Annotated in this window: 16 protein-coding genes; 10 read left to right on the top strand and 6 right to left on the bottom strand. The window is 70.2% G+C overall.

From position 1 onward, the window contains the following. Window positions 1-1,079: tRNA epoxyqueuosine(34) reductase QueG (gene queG / locus ABB34_RS13575; RefSeq protein WP_057641913.1), on the bottom strand; the 1,079-nt coding region annotated here is incomplete at its 3' end. 23 nt (window positions 1,080-1,102) lie between these two features. On the opposite strand from queG, the gene ABB34_RS13570 reads away from it, so the two are divergent. From ABB34_RS13570 to ABB34_RS13545, 6 genes are all read left to right on the top strand, one after another. Further along, the gene (locus ABB34_RS13570) at window positions 1,103-2,578 is read left to right on the top strand and encodes a bifunctional ADP-dependent NAD(P)H-hydrate dehydratase/NAD(P)H-hydrate epimerase (RefSeq protein ID WP_057641912.1); all 1,476 of its coding nucleotides are present in this window, start codon (window positions 1,103-1,105) and stop codon (window positions 2,576-2,578) included. A gap of 5 nt (window positions 2,579-2,583) precedes the next feature. Continuing rightward, window positions 2,584-3,063: a tRNA (adenosine(37)-N6)-threonylcarbamoyltransferase complex ATPase subunit type 1 TsaE gene (gene tsaE / locus ABB34_RS13565; RefSeq protein WP_057641911.1), complete on the top strand. Its 480-nt coding sequence runs from the start codon at window positions 2,584-2,586 to the stop codon at window positions 3,061-3,063. Between the two features lie 81 nt (window positions 3,064-3,144). Further along, on the top strand, window positions 3,145-4,650 hold the full coding sequence (locus ABB34_RS13560; protein ID WP_057641910.1) for an N-acetylmuramoyl-L-alanine amidase: 1,506 nt from the start codon (window positions 3,145-3,147) through the stop codon (window positions 4,648-4,650). Window positions 4,651-4,873: 223 nt separating this feature from the next. Beyond that, window positions 4,874-6,724, top strand: coding sequence for a DNA mismatch repair endonuclease MutL (mutL, locus tag ABB34_RS13555; protein ID WP_057641909.1), 1,851 nt, complete (start codon window positions 4,874-4,876; stop codon window positions 6,722-6,724). Between the two features lie 26 nt (window positions 6,725-6,750). Next, complete coding sequence (locus tag ABB34_RS13550; protein ID WP_057641908.1) at window positions 6,751-7,671, top strand: DUF1684 domain-containing protein; 921 nt, start codon at window positions 6,751-6,753, stop codon at window positions 7,669-7,671. Then, window positions 7,668-8,645, top strand: coding sequence for a TraB/GumN family protein (locus ABB34_RS13545; RefSeq protein WP_057641907.1), 978 nt, complete (start codon window positions 7,668-7,670; stop codon window positions 8,643-8,645). The genes ABB34_RS13550 and ABB34_RS13545 overlap by 4 nt, the downstream gene beginning before the upstream one ends. Before the next feature lie 224 nt (window positions 8,646-8,869). Here ABB34_RS13545 and phaR read toward each other — a convergent pair whose 3' ends face one another. The 4 genes from phaR to gluQRS form a co-directional block, all read right to left on the bottom strand. After that, entirely contained in the window at window positions 8,870-9,379 is a 510-nt protein-coding gene (gene phaR, locus ABB34_RS13540) for a polyhydroxyalkanoate synthesis repressor PhaR (protein WP_057641906.1), read from the bottom strand. A 7-nt stretch (window positions 9,380-9,386) separates the two neighbouring features. Then, window positions 9,387-9,515, bottom strand: a complete 129-nt coding sequence (locus ABB34_RS15805) for a hypothetical protein (RefSeq protein ID WP_275452848.1) — start codon at window positions 9,513-9,515, stop codon at window positions 9,387-9,389. A gap of 8 nt (window positions 9,516-9,523) precedes the next feature. Continuing rightward, on the bottom strand, window positions 9,524-10,267 hold the full coding sequence (phbB, locus tag ABB34_RS13535) for a beta-ketoacyl-ACP reductase (protein WP_057641905.1): 744 nt from the start codon (window positions 10,265-10,267) through the stop codon (window positions 9,524-9,526). Window positions 10,268-10,401: 134 nt separating this feature from the next. Next, entirely contained in the window at window positions 10,402-11,316 is a 915-nt protein-coding gene (gluQRS, locus tag ABB34_RS13530; RefSeq protein WP_275452847.1) for a tRNA glutamyl-Q(34) synthetase GluQRS, read from the bottom strand. Window positions 11,317-11,382: 66 nt separating this feature from the next. On the opposite strand from gluQRS, the gene htpX reads away from it, so the two are divergent. From htpX to ABB34_RS13510, 4 genes are all read left to right on the top strand, one after another. Beyond that, window positions 11,383-12,246 carry a protease HtpX gene (gene htpX / locus ABB34_RS13525; RefSeq protein WP_057641903.1) on the top strand — a complete coding sequence of 288 codons (864 nt, stop codon included), beginning with the start codon at window positions 11,383-11,385 and terminating at the stop codon, window positions 12,244-12,246. A gap of 75 nt (window positions 12,247-12,321) precedes the next feature. Further along, window positions 12,322-12,927: a GNAT family N-acetyltransferase gene (locus ABB34_RS13520; RefSeq protein ID WP_057641902.1), complete on the top strand. Its 606-nt coding sequence runs from the start codon at window positions 12,322-12,324 to the stop codon at window positions 12,925-12,927. Beyond that, entirely contained in the window at window positions 12,924-13,808 is an 885-nt protein-coding gene (locus ABB34_RS13515; RefSeq protein WP_057641901.1) for a carbon-nitrogen hydrolase family protein, read from the top strand. Before ABB34_RS13520 ends, ABB34_RS13515 begins: the two co-directional genes overlap by 4 nt. A gap of 192 nt (window positions 13,809-14,000) precedes the next feature. Beyond that, window positions 14,001-15,593, top strand: coding sequence for a M20/M25/M40 family metallo-hydrolase (locus tag ABB34_RS13510; protein WP_057641900.1), 1,593 nt, complete (start codon window positions 14,001-14,003; stop codon window positions 15,591-15,593). A 66-nt stretch (window positions 15,594-15,659) separates the two neighbouring features. Here ABB34_RS13510 and ABB34_RS13505 read toward each other — a convergent pair whose 3' ends face one another. Beyond that, window positions 15,660-16,046: a hypothetical protein gene (locus ABB34_RS13505; RefSeq protein WP_057641899.1), complete on the bottom strand. Its 387-nt coding sequence runs from the start codon at window positions 16,044-16,046 to the stop codon at window positions 15,660-15,662. Between the last annotated feature and the right edge of the window lie 138 nt (window positions 16,047-16,184).

Here is a 16,184-nt window from a genome sequence, read left to right as displayed (position 1 = left end):
CCTGTTCCCCGTTCCCCGCCGTACCGCTCCAACCCCCACGCCACGTGCTCGCGCACCAGCTCGGAAGGGTGCCCGCGGCGGCTTTCCAGCGCCTGTCGCGCGGCGGGCGAGGGCGCGGCATTGCCCAGCGCCACGGCGATGTTGCGCAGCCAGCGCTCGTGGCCGCTGCGGCGGATCGGGCTGCCCTCGGTGCGGCGCAGGAATTCGTCCTCTTCCCACGCGAACAGCTCCGGCAGCGTGGCGGTGTCCAGGTTGTTGCGCGCGCGGAAGTCCGGCTCGTCGGTGCGCCGCGCGAACTTGTTCCACGGGCACACCAGCTGGCAGTCGTCGCAGCCGTAGATGCGGTTGCCCATCAGCGGGCGCATCTCCGTCGGGATGGCGCCGTCGTGCTCGATGGTCAGGTAGGAGATGCAGCGGCGCGCGTCGAGCCGGTACGGGGCGATGATCGCCGCGGTCGGGCAGACCTCGATGCAGCGCGTGCAGGTGCCGCAGTGCGCGGTGGCCGGTGCGTCGACCGGCAGCGGCAGGTCGACGTAGATCTCGCCGAGGAAGAACCACGAGCCGCCGTCCTTGTCGATCAGGCAGGTGTGCTTGCCAATCCAGCCCAGCCCGGCGTTGCGTGCCAACGCGCGCTCCAGCACCGGCGCCGAATCGACGAACACGCGATGGCCGAACGGGCCGACCTCGGCGGCCACGCGCTCGGCCAGCTTCTGCAGGCGGTTGCGCATCAGCTTGTGGTAGTCGCGGCCGAGTGCATAGCGCGCGACGTAGGCGCGCTCGGCATTGTTCAAGGTGGCCCAGGCTTCGGCGTCTTCCTTGGGGCCGTAGTCCAACCCGACCGAAATCACCCGTACCGTGCCCGGCAGCAGTTCGTGCGGGCGCGCGCGCATCGCGCCGTGCCGGGCCATCCATTCCATCGTTCCGTACAGGCCCTTGCCGAGCCAGTCGGCCAGGTGCGCCTCGTCCTCGCGCAGCTCGATGTCGCTGATGCCGCAACGCTGGAAACCGGCCTCGCGCGCAAGCTGGCGGATGCGCAGCGACAGCTGCGCCATGTCGGCGGCGGAAACGGCTTCGGGCATGGCGCAAGTATAGAATTGCCGGCATGAACCCGCCCGCCGAACTGTTCGATACCGCCGCCGCGCGGCGCATCGATGCGCAGGCCACGGCCGTGCTTGGCGGCGACGGTTACGTGCTGATGCAGCGCGCCGGGCAGGCGGCTTGGCAGTGCGCGTTGCAGCACTGGCCGCAGGCGCGGCGCATCGTGGTGGCCTGCGGGCCGGGCAACAACGGCGGCGATGGTTACGTGCTGGCACGGCTGGCGTGCCAGTCCGGCCGTGAGGTGCGCGTGCTGCACCTGCCGGATGACGCGCCGCGCACGCCGCTGGCGCAGCGCGCGTGCACCGACTACCTCGCCGTTGGCGGGCGGGTCGAATTGTCCCGCGACTGCCTCGGGAGCGCGGAGTTGGTCGTCGATGCGTTGTTCGGCATCGGGCTGTCACGGGCGCCGACGGCCGCTGCCGCAGCGCTGGTCGAGGCCATCAATGCCGCGGGCGCACCGGTGCTGGCGCTGGACGTGCCCAGTGGCGTCGATGCCGACAGCGGCGCGGTGCCGGGCGCGGCCGTGCATGCCACGCGCACGTTGCAGTTCATCGTGGCGCACCGCGGGCTGCATACCGGCGATGCGCTGGAACATGCCGGGCACTGCCTGCTGGACGTGCTGGACGTTCCCGCCGAAGCGTTTGCCGGTGTCGGGGCCACGGCATCGCGCTGGAACGCAGCGGTGTTGCCCGGCCTGTTGCCGCCGCGCCGCGCCAACACGCACAAGGGCGAATCCGGCCACGTGCTGTGCATCGGCGGCAACCACGGCAGCGGCGGCGCGGTGATGTTGTGCGCCGAGGCCGCGCTGCGCAGCGGCGCCGGGCTGGTCAGCGTGGCCACGCGCGCGCTGCACGTGGCGCCGTTGCTGGCGCGCTGCCCGGAAGCGATGGTGCATGCGGTCGAGGATGCGTTCGATCCGGCCGGGTTGTTGGCGCGCGCCGGTGTCGTCGCATTGGGGCCGGGGCTGGGGCAGGACGACTGGGCCCGACGCTTGTGGACGGCGGCGCTGGACAGCGGCAAGCCGCTGGTGGTCGATGCCGATGCGCTGAACCTGCTGGCCGCCGCGCCACGCCCGCTGCCGCAGGCCATCCTCACCCCGCATCCGGGCGAGGCCGCGCGCCTGCTTGGTGTCGATGCCGCCGGCGTCCAGCGCGACCGGTTCGCCGCCGCGTATGCATTGGCCACGCGCTTTTCCGCCGTGGTCGTGTTGAAGGGCGCCGGCAGCGTGGTGGCCGCGCCGGGCGCCACGCCGCGGGTGATTGCCGCCGGCAACCCGGGCATGGCGGTGGGCGGCATGGGCGACCTGTTGACCGGCGTGATCGCTGCGTTGCGCGCGCAGGGGCTGCCGGCATTCGATGCGGCCAGCGCCGGTGCGTTGCTGCACGGGCTGGCCGGCGATGCTGCCGCATGCGGGGGCCAGCGCGGCTTGTTGCCGCGCGACCTGCTGCCCCACCTGCGCGCCTTGTCCAATCCGGAGTGACGACGATGATCGAACTGCTGCTCCCCGACGCCGACGCCACCGACCGGCTGGGCCGGTTGCTGGCGCATACCCGGCCGTCGCCGGCGGTGGTCCACCTGCACGGCGACCTGGGCGCGGGAAAATCCACGCTGGCCCGTGCATTGCTGCGCGCGCTGGGCGTGCAGGGTGCGATCCGCAGCCCGACCTACACGCTGGTCGAGCGCTACCCGCTGCCGGCCGGCGAGGCCTGGCACCTGGACCTGTACCGGATCGGCAATGCCGGCGAACTGGACTTCCTCGGGCTGGACGAGGCGGCGGCCGACCTGTGGCTGGTCGAATGGCCCGAACGCGGCGCCGGCGCGTTGCCCCCGCTGGACCTGCAGGTGGCGCTGGAAATGCATGGCACAGGCCGCAAGGCCAGCCTGCACGCCCATTCACCGGCCGGCGAGGCGTGGCTGGAACGGGCACGGCAATCGGGTCACTTGCAGGGTCTTCCTGCCGCCTGACGACAGGAAGGTGTGGCAGGTTGCGGATTATTAAGGGAAAAGGTGTTGCAATCGTGCGCCGCCAATGATTGAATCCGCGCCATGCCCACGGCCATCCGCCTGCCTGTCCTGTCTGCCCTTGTCGCCGGACTCGGTCTGGCCGCTTGCGCTTCGGCGTGGGCGGGCGAGGTCCGCGGCGTCGCCCTGCAGGCGGGCGCCACCGGCACCCATGCCGAAATCCAGTTGGCCGGCGGCGGCGGCTACAAGACGCTGAGCCTGTCCGCGCCGAACCGGCTGGTGGTGGATTTCCCCGATTCCAGCGCCGTGCGCGGCCTGAAGCTGCCGGCGGCGACCGGCGTGGTCACCGCGGTACGCACCGGCAACCCGGTGCCGGGCACGTTCCGGGTGGTGTTCGACCTGGCCGAGTCGGTGACCGCATTCAAGCCGCGGATGCAGGCGTCGGGCGCCGAATCGAAGCTGGTGATCGAGTGGCCGGGCGATGCCCCGGCATCGGCCGCCACCGCCACCGCACCAGCACCGACACCGGCGACAACGGCACCACCACCTGCCCAGAACGATGCCGCGGCCCGTGCCGAGGCCGCCCGTGCCACGGCGGCGTTGACCGCATCGGTGCTGCAGCAGGCGAATGCGCCCGCTCCGGCCACGGCCACGCAGGAAGCCCGCCCGTCGCCTGCCGCCATCCTCAACGGCCTGACCGTGGCCACCGGCGTACCGGCCACGGTGCCGGCGGCTTCCACACCGGCGCAGGTGACGGCCGCCGAACCGCCGGCGCCGCGCCCGGTCATGCCCAGCGATGCCTCGCGCATCACCATGCAGCCGGGCATGCGCACGCTGGTGGTCGCCATCGACCCCGGCCACGGCGGCCAGGACCCCGGCGCCATCGGCCCCACCGGCAAGCGCGAGAAGGACGTGACCCTGGCGGTGGCGCGCGAACTGGCGCGGCAGGTCAATGCCACCCCGGGCCTGCGTGCCTACCTGACCCGCGACACCGACGTGTTCATCCCGCTGCCGATGCGCGCCCAGCGCGCGCGCGCGGCCAAGGCCGACATCTTCATCTCGATCCACGCCGACGCGGCGGAGAACCGCTCGGCCACCGGCTCGTCGGTGTACGTGCTGTCGACCAAGGGCGCGTCCTCGCAGCGCGCGCGCTGGCTGGCGGACAAGGAAAACGCGGCCGACCTGATCGGCGGCGTCAGCCTGCAGCGCACCGAGGGCACGCTCGCCAACGTGCTGCTGGACCTGGCCCAGAGCGGCTACATGAAGGCTTCCGAGGATGCGGCCGGCCACGTGCTGGGCGGCCTGAAGCGGATCGGCAACAACCACAAGCCGAACCTGGAGCGGGCCAACTTCGCGGTGCTGCGCACCTCGGACATGCCGGCGATGCTGGTGGAAACCGCGTTCATCTCCAACCCGGAGGAAGAACGCCGCCTGATCGACCCGGCCTACCAGCGCCGCATCGCCGGCGCGGTGCTCGATGGCGTGCACACCTTCTTCAGCCGGCAGCCGCCGCCGGGCACGCTGTTCGCTGCGCGCGCGCAGGCCGAGATGGAAGCCGCCGCCGGCACCGTGGCCGGCGGCAGCAAGTAAGGTGCAATTGTCGGCCAGCGGCTGGCTGTAGGTCGGGGCCACTGCCCCGACGGCTGCCGCCATGCACCGACGCGGGTTATCGGGGGCGTAGCCCCGGCCTACCTCGATGACAATGATTCCGGGGTTGCCGGGCAACCGGCTATCATCTGCCGATGCCTGCTTTCCGCCTGATTTCCGCGCGTTCGCCCACCTGTTTCCCGTCCCCGGCCACGGGCGCCGCGGCATGAACAGCATCCGCCCACTCCCCGAAATCCTGATCAACCAGATCGCCGCCGGCGAGGTGGTCGAGCGCCCGGCGTCGGTGGTCAAGGAACTGGTCGAGAACGCGCTCGACGCCGGCGCCACCCGCGTCGACATCGACTTGGAAGAGGGCGGCGTACGCCTGATCCGCATCCGCGACAACGGCGGCGGCATCGCCGCCGAGCAACTGCCGCTGGCGGTGTCGCGCCATGCCACCAGCAAGATTGCTTCGCTCGACGACCTTGAAACCGTCGCCACGCTCGGCTTCCGTGGCGAGGCGCTGCCGTCCATCGCCTCGGTCAGCCGCTTCACCCTGGCCTCGCGCCAGCCGCACGACGAGCATGGCGCGGCGTTGCAGGTCGAAGGCGGCAAGGTTGGCGAGGTTGCCCCGCGCGCGCATGCGCCGGGCACCACGGTGGAAGTGCGCGAGCTGTTCTACAACGTGCCGGCGCGGCGCAAGTTCCTGCGCGCCGAGCGCACCGAGCTGGGCCACATCGAGGAATGGCTGCGCTCGCTGGCACTGGCGCGGCCCGACGTGGAACTGCGCGTGTCGCACAACGGCAAGCCCTCGCGCCGCTACAAGCCCGGCGACCTGTATTCGGATGCGCGGCTGGGCGAAACCCTGGGCGAGGACTTCGCGCGGCAGGCGCTGCGCATCGACCATGTCGCCGCCGGCCTGCGCCTGCATGGCTGGGTCGCGCAGCCGCAGTATTCGCGCGCCAGCGCCGACCAGCAGTACCTGTACGTCAACGGCCGCCCGGTGCGCGACCGCAGCGTGGCGCATGCGGTGAAGCTGGCCTACGGCGACGTGCTTTACCACGGCCGCCAGCCGGCCTACGTGTTGTTCCTCGAACTCGACCCGGCGCGCGTGGACGTCAACGTGCACCCGGCCAAGCACGAGGTGCGCTTCCGCGATTCGCGGCTGGTGCACGACTTCGTGTACCGCACGCTGAAAGACGCGCTGGCCGAAACCCGCGCCGGCATGGAGCCGGCGGCCGCGCAAGCGCCGCACCCGGCCGGGGCATCGCCGCTGCCCGCTGCGGGCATGGGGGGCGGCTACGCGTTTGCGCGTCCGGCCGGCGGCACTGGTGCGGGCACCGCATGGCAGGCGCGGCAGTCGCCGCTCGGGCTGCCGGTGGCCGAGGCTCCGGCCGCCTATGCTGCGCTGTATGCGGCGCCATCCGACACCGCGCAGGCAGCGGTCGTCGACAACGGTACCGGCCTGCCGCCGACCTCCGCCGACAGCGGCGTGCCGCCCTTGGGTTACGCCATCGCGCAGTTGCACGGCATCTACATCCTGGCCGAGAACGCCGAAGGGCTGATCGTGGTGGACATGCACGCCGCGCACGAACGCATCGGCTACGAGCGGCTGAAGACCGCGCATGACGGCATCGGCCTGCACGCGCAGCCGCTGCTGGTGCCGATCACGCTGGCGGTCGGCGAGCGCGATGCCGACACCGCCGAGCGCGAGGCGGCGACGCTGGCCGAACTCGGTTTCGAGATCACCCGCTCCGGCCCCGGCTCGCTGCACGTGCGCAGCATCCCCGCGCTGCTGGCCAATGCCGAGCCGGAGGCGCTGCTGCGCGACGTGCTCACCGACCTGCGCGAACACGGCCAGAGCCGGCGCGTGGCCAGTGCCCGCGACGAGCTGCTCTCGACGATGGCCTGCCACGGCGCAGTGCGCGCCAACCGGCGGCTGACGCAGCCGGAAATGAACGCCCTGCTGCGCGACATGGAAGCCACCGAGCGCTCGGGGCAATGCAATCACGGGCGCCCGACCTGGGCGCGTTTTTCGCTGGCGGAGATCGACCGCTGGTTCCTGCGGGGGCGTTGACGATGAAACGAATGGGGGGAGCCGCGTTGCTGGCGGCGCTATTGCTGGCCGGTTGCGGCGGAAGCGACAAGCAGGACGTCGCCGACGCCGCGCCGCACTTCGATGCCGCGTTCCTGATGAACAACGACATCTGGCGCGAGCAGCGCAAGACCGAACTGCTCGCGGCCGATGGCTGGACCAGCCTGGTCGGCCTGCACTGGCTGGAGCTGAAGGCGCACTACATCGGCAGCGGCAGCACCAGCGGCATCCGCCTGGCGGTGGGGCCGGAGCGGATGGGCATGGTGTCGCGCGATGGCGAGCGGGTGTGGTTCACCCCCGAGCCGGGCGCGGCACTGCAGGTGCAGGGGCAGCCGCTGACCAAGCGCATCGCCTTCCACAGCGACGACGATTTCGAGCCGACCATCATCAGCTTCGACGACGGCAAGGGCGCGCTGAGCCTGATCCACCGCGGCCCGCGCTACGCGCTGCGGGTCAAGCACGCCGACGCGCCCGCGCGCGTCCATTTCACCAGGCTGGACTACTGGCCGGCCGATCCGTCGTGGCGGATCACCGCGCGCTTCGTGCCGCACGACGCCGGCAAGACCCTGCCGATCGCCGACATCACCGGCCTGGTCCGCGACCAGGCCAACGCCGGTGCGGTCGAGTTCGAGCGCGATGGCCGCACCTGGCGGCTGGAAGCGCTGGGCGAGCCCGGGCGGCCGCTGCAGCTGATCTTCGCCGACCGCACCAGCGGCCGCGGCAGCTATGCCGCCGGCCGCTACATCGATGTGGGCGTGCCGGACGCGAAGAGCCAGGTGGTGGTCGATTTCAACCGCGCCTACAACCCGCCGTGCGCGTTCACCCCGTTCGCGACCTGCCCGTTGCCGCCGCCGGAGAACCGCATGGACCTGCCGGTCGAGGCCGGCGAGAAAACCTACGTCAAGCCGGACGCCGGAGGACACGCATGAACTGGATGGCACGCACCACGGCATTGCTGCTGGGCGCGGCCCTGCTGCTGGGCGCGCCGGCGCCGGTGCTGGCACGGCAGGCCGCCGCGCCGGTGGCGGCACCCGCCCATGCGCCGCCGGTGCCGCTGTTGTGGAAGGTCAGCGGCGCGCAGGGCAGCGCGTTGTACCTGCTGGGTTCGTTCCACCTGCTGACGCCGCAGGACTACCCGTTGTCGGTGGACGTGGACAAGGCGTTCGATGCCTCGCGCCGCCTGCTGTTCGAACTGTCGCCGGAGGAAATGCAGGCGCCGGAGCTGGCCGCGCGGATGCTGCGGGCGGCGGTGCGCGCCGATGGCCGCCAGCTCAAGGACGACCTCGATGCGGAAACGTGGCAGCGCCTGCAGGCCTATGCCGGCGCCAACGGCCTGCCGCTGGAGAAACTGGCCGGGTTGAAGCCGTGGTTCGTCGGCCTGTCCATCAGCCTGGCGCAGATGCAGCGGCAGGGGCTGGACGCGCAGGCCGGGCTGGACCGGCACCTGATGGCGCGCGCCGCCGACGCCGGCAAACCGGCCGAGGGGCTGGAGAGCGCGGCGGCGCAGATCGCCATGCTCGACGGCATGGACGCCGAGGAGCAGCGCCAGCTGCTGCGCGAGGCGCTGGAGCAGGTGGACAAGGGCGACGAACAGAGCCGGCGCCTGCACGATGCATGGCGCCGCGGCGACGACGTGACCCTGTGGCGCGACATGGCCGCGCAGATGCGGCAGGACTACCCGGGCCTGTACCGGCGCATCAACGTCGAGCGCAACGACGCATGGCTGGCGCCGCTGCGGCAGCGCCTGCAGGCCGGGCAGGGCACCACGCTGGTGGTGGTCGGTGCACTGCACTTGCTGGGCGAGGATGGCGTGGTCGAGAAGCTGCGCGCGGAGGGCTACGAGGTCGAGCGGGTCTGTTCTGCATGTGCGCCGGCGGGGAAGGCGAACGGCAGAAATCCATGATTGCGGCATGGCTTGGTTCAGGCGTTCCCTCGGGTTCCGGCATCATGCTCCGGAAAGATGGTCGGGGCATGGGGCCTTGGTAGAGCGGGGCTTGCCCCGCTGGGGCATCGCCGGGCAAGCCCGGCACCTGCGAGATGGGCCAAGAACTCGAAAAATCGCGGCGGTTTGAATCATGCGGGCCCACAGCGAAGAAGGCCGACGCTTGCGTCGGCCTTCGTGCATTTTCAGCGGCTGCCGCGGCGCTTGTCGCCCGGCGGCGGTTCCGGCGGCTTGGTGCCACCCGGCTGCGGGCGGCCGAAGCCGGCGCCCATGCTGCGCTGGAATTCCTGCCACAGTTCCAGGTTGCGCTCGGTGAGCTGGTTCATCATCGCCCACGGGGTCTGCCCGAGCAGGTTGCCCATCTGCTGGCGGAACTGCTGCTGCTGGTCGAGGAACACCTGCATGCTGCGCTCCAGGTAGTTGCCCATGAAGCCCTGCAACGAGTCGCCGTAGAAGCGGATCAACTGGCTCAACAACTGCGTGGACAGCATCGGCTCGCCGTCCTGTTCCTTGTCCGCGATGATCTGCAACAGCACCGAGCGGGTCAGGTCCTCGCCGCTCTTGGCGTCGCGCACCTCGAAGTCCTCGCCGTCGAGGATCAGCTGGCGCACGTCCTCGATGGTGATGTAGCTGGAAATCTCGGTGTCGTAGAGCCGCCGGTTGGGATACTTCTTGATGATGCGGGTCGCAGCCATTAAGCAGTCACTCGTCACGGTAGATGCGCAGCATGGCGCAGTGCAGCAGGGCTTGCAACCGCCATAAGTACGGGTTGCGGGCTGCTGGGAAACGGTATTCGTGCTGCGCGGCAGGCCCGGCCATGCTGCGCAGCATGGCCGCCGTCACCAGCCCATGTGGTGGCCGCCGTTGATGTCCAGGTTGGAGCCGGTGATCCACGCCGCTTCCTCGGCGACCAGGAAGGCCACCGCGTAGGCGATCTCCTCCGGCTTGCCCAGGCGCCCGGTGGGGATGTCGGCGATGATCTTGGCGCGCACTTCCTCCGGTACCGCCATCACCATGTCGGTGGCGACGTAGCCGGGCGAGATGGTGTTGACGGTGATGCCGAAGCCGGCGTTCTCGCGCGCCAGCGAGATGGTGAAGCCGTGCATGCCGGCCTTGGCCGCGGCGTAGTTGGCCTGGCCGTACTGGCCCTTCAGGCCGTTGATCGAACTGATCTGGATCACCCGGCCCCAGCCGCGCCGGCGCATGCCCTCGATCACCGGGCGGGTGACGTTGAACACCGAGTTGAGGTTGGTGTTGATGACCTCGTGCCACTGCTCCGGGCTCATGCGGTGGAAGGTGGTGTCGCGGGTGATGCCGGCGTTGTTGACCAGTATCTCCACCGGCCCCAGCGCGTCCTCGACCGCCTGCACCAGCGCCTTGCCGCTTTCGGGGGCGGACACGTCGCCGGGGAACAGCGCGATGTCATGACCCTGCTCGCGCATGCGCTGCTGCCAGTGTTGCGCTTTTTCGGCATTACGGTAGTTGGTGGCGACCCGGTGGCCCTGGTCGGCCAGGCGCTGGCAGATCGCGGTGCCGATGCCGCCGGTGCCGCCGGTGACCAGTGCGATGCGGGGTGTCGTCATGGGGTGTCCAGGCGAAGGCGCAGGGGGCATTCGATTCTATGTGAAGGCGCCGGCAGTGCGTAGGTCGGGGCCATGCCCCCGACGCTGTTGACCGCCCGAAGCGTCGGGGGCGTGGCCCCGACTCCGCCCCTGACCTAGGGGAATGGCGTCCCGTCCGCCTTGATCGACTCGCGGCGCAGGCGCTGCGGCTGGAACGCGGCAACGGCGCGTTCCAATAGTTCCGGCAGGGTAACGGTGCCCTCCAGTGCCGCTGCCGGCTGGCCGAGCGCCCGCCACAGCCAGCGCAGCGTCGGCAGCGGGTCGGCGGCGTCCACCGGCTGCGCGGCCAGCGACTTGGACAGCTTGCCGCCTTGCGCGTCCAGCAGCAGCGGCAGGTGCAGGTAGCGCGGCGTGGGCAGGCCCAGCGCGCGTTGCAGCAGGATCTGCCGCGGCGTGGAGTCGAGCAGGTCGGCGCCGCGCACCACGTCGCTGATGCCCTGTCCGGCATCGTCCACCACCACCGCCAACTGATAGGCCCAGCAGCCGTCGGCACGCAGCAGCACGAAGTCGCCGACGTCGCGGTCCACGGCCTGCGCGAAACGCCCCTGCAGGCCATCGTCGAAGGCGACCTCGCTGCCGTCGGCCACGCGCAGGCGGATGGCCGGCTGCGGGCGCGGCGGCCGGGCCACGCAATGGCGGTGGATGCCCTGCTGGCCGGCAAGGTCGGCGCGGCTGCAATGGCAATGGAAGGCCTTGCCCTGCTGCAACAGCTGTCCGACGGCGGCCCGGTACAGCGCGTGGCGCCGGCTCTGGTAGTGCACTGGTTCGTCGGGGTGCAGGCCGAAGGCGGCCAGCGTGGCCAGTTGCGCTGCCGCGGCGCCGGCCACCTCGCGCGGGCCGTCCACGTCCTCGATGCGCACCAGCCATTGCCCGCCGGCATGCCGGGCCAGCAGCCAGCTGCCGAAGGCGGCCAGCATCGAGCCCGGGTGCAGCGGGCCGGTGGGCGAGGGGGCAAAGCGGCCGCGGTAGCCGGCCGCTGGCGGCAAAGCTGAATCGCCGGTCACGTTCACGCTTGAAATCGTTCCGCTCGCACCTCAAATTCGCCCCGATTATCCATTACTTACGGATCCCCTCGCATGTTTACCCGCATCGGCCTGTTCCTGCTGACCAACCTCGCCGTGCTGGTGCTGGCCAGCGTGGTGATGTCCATCCTCGGCGTCAATTCCACGCAGATGAGCGGCCTGCTGGTGATTGCCGCGATCTTCGGTTTCGGCGGTTCCATCATCTCCCTGCTGCTGTCCAAGTTCATGGCCAAGCGCGGTACTGGCGCGGTGGTCATCACCCAGCCGCGCAACCCCACCGAGCGCTGGCTGCTGGACACGGTGGCGCGCCAGGCGAAAGCCGCCGGCATCGGCATGCCGGAAGTGGCGGTCTACGACGCGCCGGAGATCAACGCCTTCGCCACCGGCGCCAACCGCAACAACGCGCTGGTGGCCGTGTCCACCGGCCTGCTGCACAACATGAGCGAGGACGAGGCCGAGGCGGTGCTGGGCCACGAGATCGCCCACGTCGCCAACGGCGACATGATCACGATGGCGTTGTTGCAGGGCGTGTTGAACACCTTCGTGATCGTGCTGGCGCGCGTGGTCGGCGGCGTCATCGACAGTGCCTTGTCCGGCAACCGCGACGGCGGCCGCGGCTTTGCCTACTACATCATCGTGTTCGTGCTGGAGATGGTGTTCGGCCTGTTCGCGACGATGATCGCGATGTGGTTCTCGCGCCACCGCGAATTCCGCGCCGACGCCGGTGGCGCGCAGTTCGCCGGCCGCCAGAAGATGATCGCCGCGCTGGAGCGGCTCAAGCTCAACCACGGCCAGAGCACGCTGCCGAACCAGATCGCCGCCTTCGGCATCGCCGGCTCCACCGCGAAGAAGCTGTTCCTCAGCCACCCGCCGCTGGAGGAGCGCATCGCCGCGCTGCGTTCTTCGACCGTGGCCTGAGCGGCCCGCCGGTTTTGCCGCAACGAAATGCCCGGCCATGTGCCGGGTATTTTTTTGCACGGCTAGAATCGGCGGATGGAAGACACGCTCACCGTCACCGTCCTGCGCGGTCCCGGACTGCTGCCGCTGCTGGACGACGTGGCGCGCCTGCGCATCGGCGTGTTCAACGCCTGGCCTTACCTGTACGAAGGCAGCCTGGATTACGAACGCGACTACCTCGCCGCCTATGCCGCCACGGCGGATGCGGTGTGCGTGGTCGCCCGTGCCGGTGGCGAAGTGGTCGGCGCCTCGACCGGGTTGCCGCTGCTCGACGACGGCCCGGCGTTCCGCCAGCCGTTCGAGGCCGCGGGCATCGACCCGGCGCAGGTGTTCTATTTCGGCGAGTCGGTGCTGTTGCCGGCGTGGCGCGGACGCGGCATCGGCCATGCGTTCTTCGACGCGCGCGAGGCGCATGCGCGGGCCCTGGGCCGGTTCGCGATGACCGCATTCTGCGTGGTGGACCGCGAAGCCGACGATCCGCGCCGCCCGCCCGGCCACCGCGACAACGACGCGTTCTGGCACAAGCGCGGCTACGCGCGCCGGCCCGGCATGACCCTGCACCTGCGCTGGCAGGAAGCCGGGCGCGGCGAAGTGCTGCACCCACTCACGTTCTGGACCCGCATGCTGGAGCCCGCCGCATGAAGATCGCCGTCGCCCGTTACGAAATAGGCGCACCCGCCGACTTCGACGCCTTCGCCCTGCGCCAGCGGCAGGTGCTGGCCGAGGCCGCCGGCGCCGGCGCGCGCATCGCGGTACTGCCCGAATACCTGTCGCTGGAACTGGCCGCGACGTTCGAGCCATCGGTTTCCGGCGACCTGCCGGCCTCGCTGGCGGCGATCCAGCGCTACCGGCAAGCGTGGCTGGAATTGTTCGCCGGGCTCGCCCGCGCGCTGGACATGCACGTGGTGGCCGGTACCTTCCTGCTCGATACCGGTGCTGGCCGCTACCGCAATCGCTGCGACTGGTTCACGCCGCAGGGCGCACACCTGTGGCAGGACAAGCTGCAGCTGACCGGCTTCGAGAAGGCCACCGGGCTGGTCGAGGCGGGCGATGCCCTGAAGGTGTTCGAGGTGGACGGCATCCGCGCCGGCGTGGCGATCTGCTACGACAGCGAGTTCCCATTGCCGGTGCGCGCGCAATGCGAGGCCGGCGCGCGGCTGCTGGTGGTACCCAGCTGTACCGATACCGAGGCCGGCGCCACCCGCGTGCATGTGGGCTGCCTGGCACGGGCGCTGGAGAACCGCCTGTTCGTGGCGAAGGCGGTGACCGCCGGGCAGGCCGGCTGGAGCCCGGCGCTGGACGTCAACACCGGGCAGGCGATGGTGTATGCGCCGATGGACCGCGGCTTTCCCGCCGATGGCGTGCTGACGCAGGCCGCCGAGGGACAGGCATGGGCGGTGGCGGAACTGGATTTCGCCGCGTTCGAGGCCAGCCGCGCGCAGGCGCAGGTGGCCAACGACCGCGACTGGCCGGGGCAGTGGCAACCGGCGCTGCAACGCGCGGTGGTGGTGACATGCGGCTGAGCGCCGCATTCCCGTAGGTCGGGGCTACGCCCCGACGGCATTGGGCATGAAGCGTCGGGGGCGTAGCCCCGACCTACGTCATGCGTTTGGTGGATGGCACTGCGCGACCATGACCATTGGCCGGCTCGGGTGTCCGCACCGCTGGCTAGACTCGGGCCTTTGCCAACGATCGGCCAGGGGCCGGGGGACGTGATGATCAAGCGGGGTTTGCTGTCATTGGGGTTGGGGCTGGCGTTCGCCACCGGCGCGCAGGCGGCCGAGCAGGTGGACCTGGACATGGTGGGCAAGATCCGCCAGGAGGCCTTCCACCGTTCGCAGGTGATGGATACGTTCTCGCATCTCACCGAAACCATCGGTCCGCGCCTGACCAACTCGCCGGCGATGGCGCAGGCCAATGCCTGGACCCGGCAGAAGTTCACCGAGTGGGGCCTTGCCGACGTGCATGACGAGGCCTTCGAGGACTTCGGCCGTGGCTGGGAGTTCGATTCGGCCAGCGTGGAAATGCTGGAGCCGCGCGTGACCCAACTGTACGCGCTGCCCAAGGCGTGGACGCCTGGCACCCACGGCACCGTGGAAGGCGAGGTCGTCAAGGTCGACATCAAGAAGCTGGCCGATCTGGAGAAGTACAAGGGCCAGCTGCGCGGCAAGATCCTGCTGCTGGGCGACGCACGCGACTACAAGCGCGGCACCGAGGCCGATTCGCACCGCCACGACGCCACCTCGCTGGAGGACCTGCAGCAGTTCGCCATCCCGAAGGACACCAGCAAGGAGCGCGCCAAGCGGCTCAAGGAATTCGGCGAGCGCCAGGAGCTGGTGCGCGCCACCAATACCTTCTTCGTCGAGGAAGGCGCGCTGGCCGCGATCAGCATCAGCGGCTGGGACAACGGCATCATCCGCGTCGGTGGCGGCGGTTCGCGCAAGGCCGGCGAGCCGGTGGGCATCCCCGAGTTGGCGATGATCGCCGAGCACTACAACCAGCTGGCGCGCGCGCTCGAGCGCAAGCAGCCGGTGAAGCTGCGGGTCAACGTCGATGCGCGCTTCACCGACGAGGCCGACCAGCCGGGCCACAACACCGTCGCCGAGATCCGCGGCAGCAGCAAGGCCGACGAGATCGTGATGCTGGGCGCGCACATGGATTCCTGGCACACCGGCACCGGTGCGGCCGACAACGCCGCCGGCGTGGCGGTGATGATGGAAGCCATGCGCATCCTCAAGGCAGTGGGCGCCAAGCCGAAGCGCACCATCCGCGTGGCGCTGTGGAGCGGCGAGGAGCAGGGCCTGATCGGCTCGCAGGCCTACGTGTCCCGGCACTTCGCCCACTACCCGGAGCCGACCGATCCGGCGCAGAAGGCACTGCCGTCGTTCCTGCGCGAGCCGACCGGCCCGTTGCAGAAGCGGCGCGACTACGAGAAGTTCTCGGTGTACTTCAACATGGACAACGGCTCGGGCCGCTTCCGCGGCATCTACGCGCAGGAGAACATGGCGGCGATGCCGATCTTCGAGGCGTGGCTGAAGCCGTTCAACGACGTCGGCGCGACCACCGTGGCCAGCCGCAACACCGGCAGCACCGACCACATCAGCTTCGACCGCGTCGGCCTGCCGGGCTTCCAGTTCATCCAGGACCGGCTGGACTATTTCAGCAACGTCCACCACAGCAACCTGGACACCTGGGACCACGCCGAGCCGGAGGACCTGAAGCAGGCCGCGGCCATCGTCGCCTCGTTCGTCTACAACGCAGCAATGCGCGAGGAGAAGATGCCGCGCAAGCCGCTGCTGGAAAACTGAGCACGTTGTAGCACGGGAAACGACGAAGGGCCGCGATGCGGCCCTTCGTCTTTCTGCGGCGTCAGGTCATGCCGCGCTTTGTGCGGCCTTGTGAAACCCGACCAGCTTGAACGCGAGCAGTGTCCCGATATAACCGCTGCCGGTCAGCAGCAGGTTCCACAGGAAGCGGCTGGCCGGGCGCAGCGTGGGGTGGTCGGCGGCATCGACGAGGGCGACGAAGGCCGGTTGCAGGACGCGCCGGATGAACACGGCAACGAACGGGGCGACCCGTGCTTGGTACAGGTCGAGCAGTTGCAGGCCGGCCAGCCCCAGCAGCAGTTCCAGGCCGAGCGAGTCGAGCAGCGGGACCAGCAGCCGCAGTTCCGGGTGGCTGATGAAGGCCAGGATCAGCAGCCAGGTGAGGATCTGGAAGACGCGCTTCCAGGTTTTCTTGTTCTTGAATATCGGGTGCATGGAATGGCCTCACGGTGGTTTCGACCCTTCTCCCTTCGGGAGAAGGTGCCCCGAAGGGGCGGATGAGGGGCGAACGCAGTCCATGATGCTTGACCATCGGGGCTTCATCGCCCCTCATCCCAACCCCCGCTTCGCGCC

Origin of the sequence: Stenotrophomonas daejeonensis (assembly GCF_001431505.1) — a bacterium.
Classification (GTDB): domain Bacteria; phylum Pseudomonadota; class Gammaproteobacteria; order Xanthomonadales; family Xanthomonadaceae; genus Stenotrophomonas; species Stenotrophomonas daejeonensis.
Note: the sequence above shows the minus strand (reverse complement) of the source record. Positions and strands in the feature narration are given on the sequence as shown.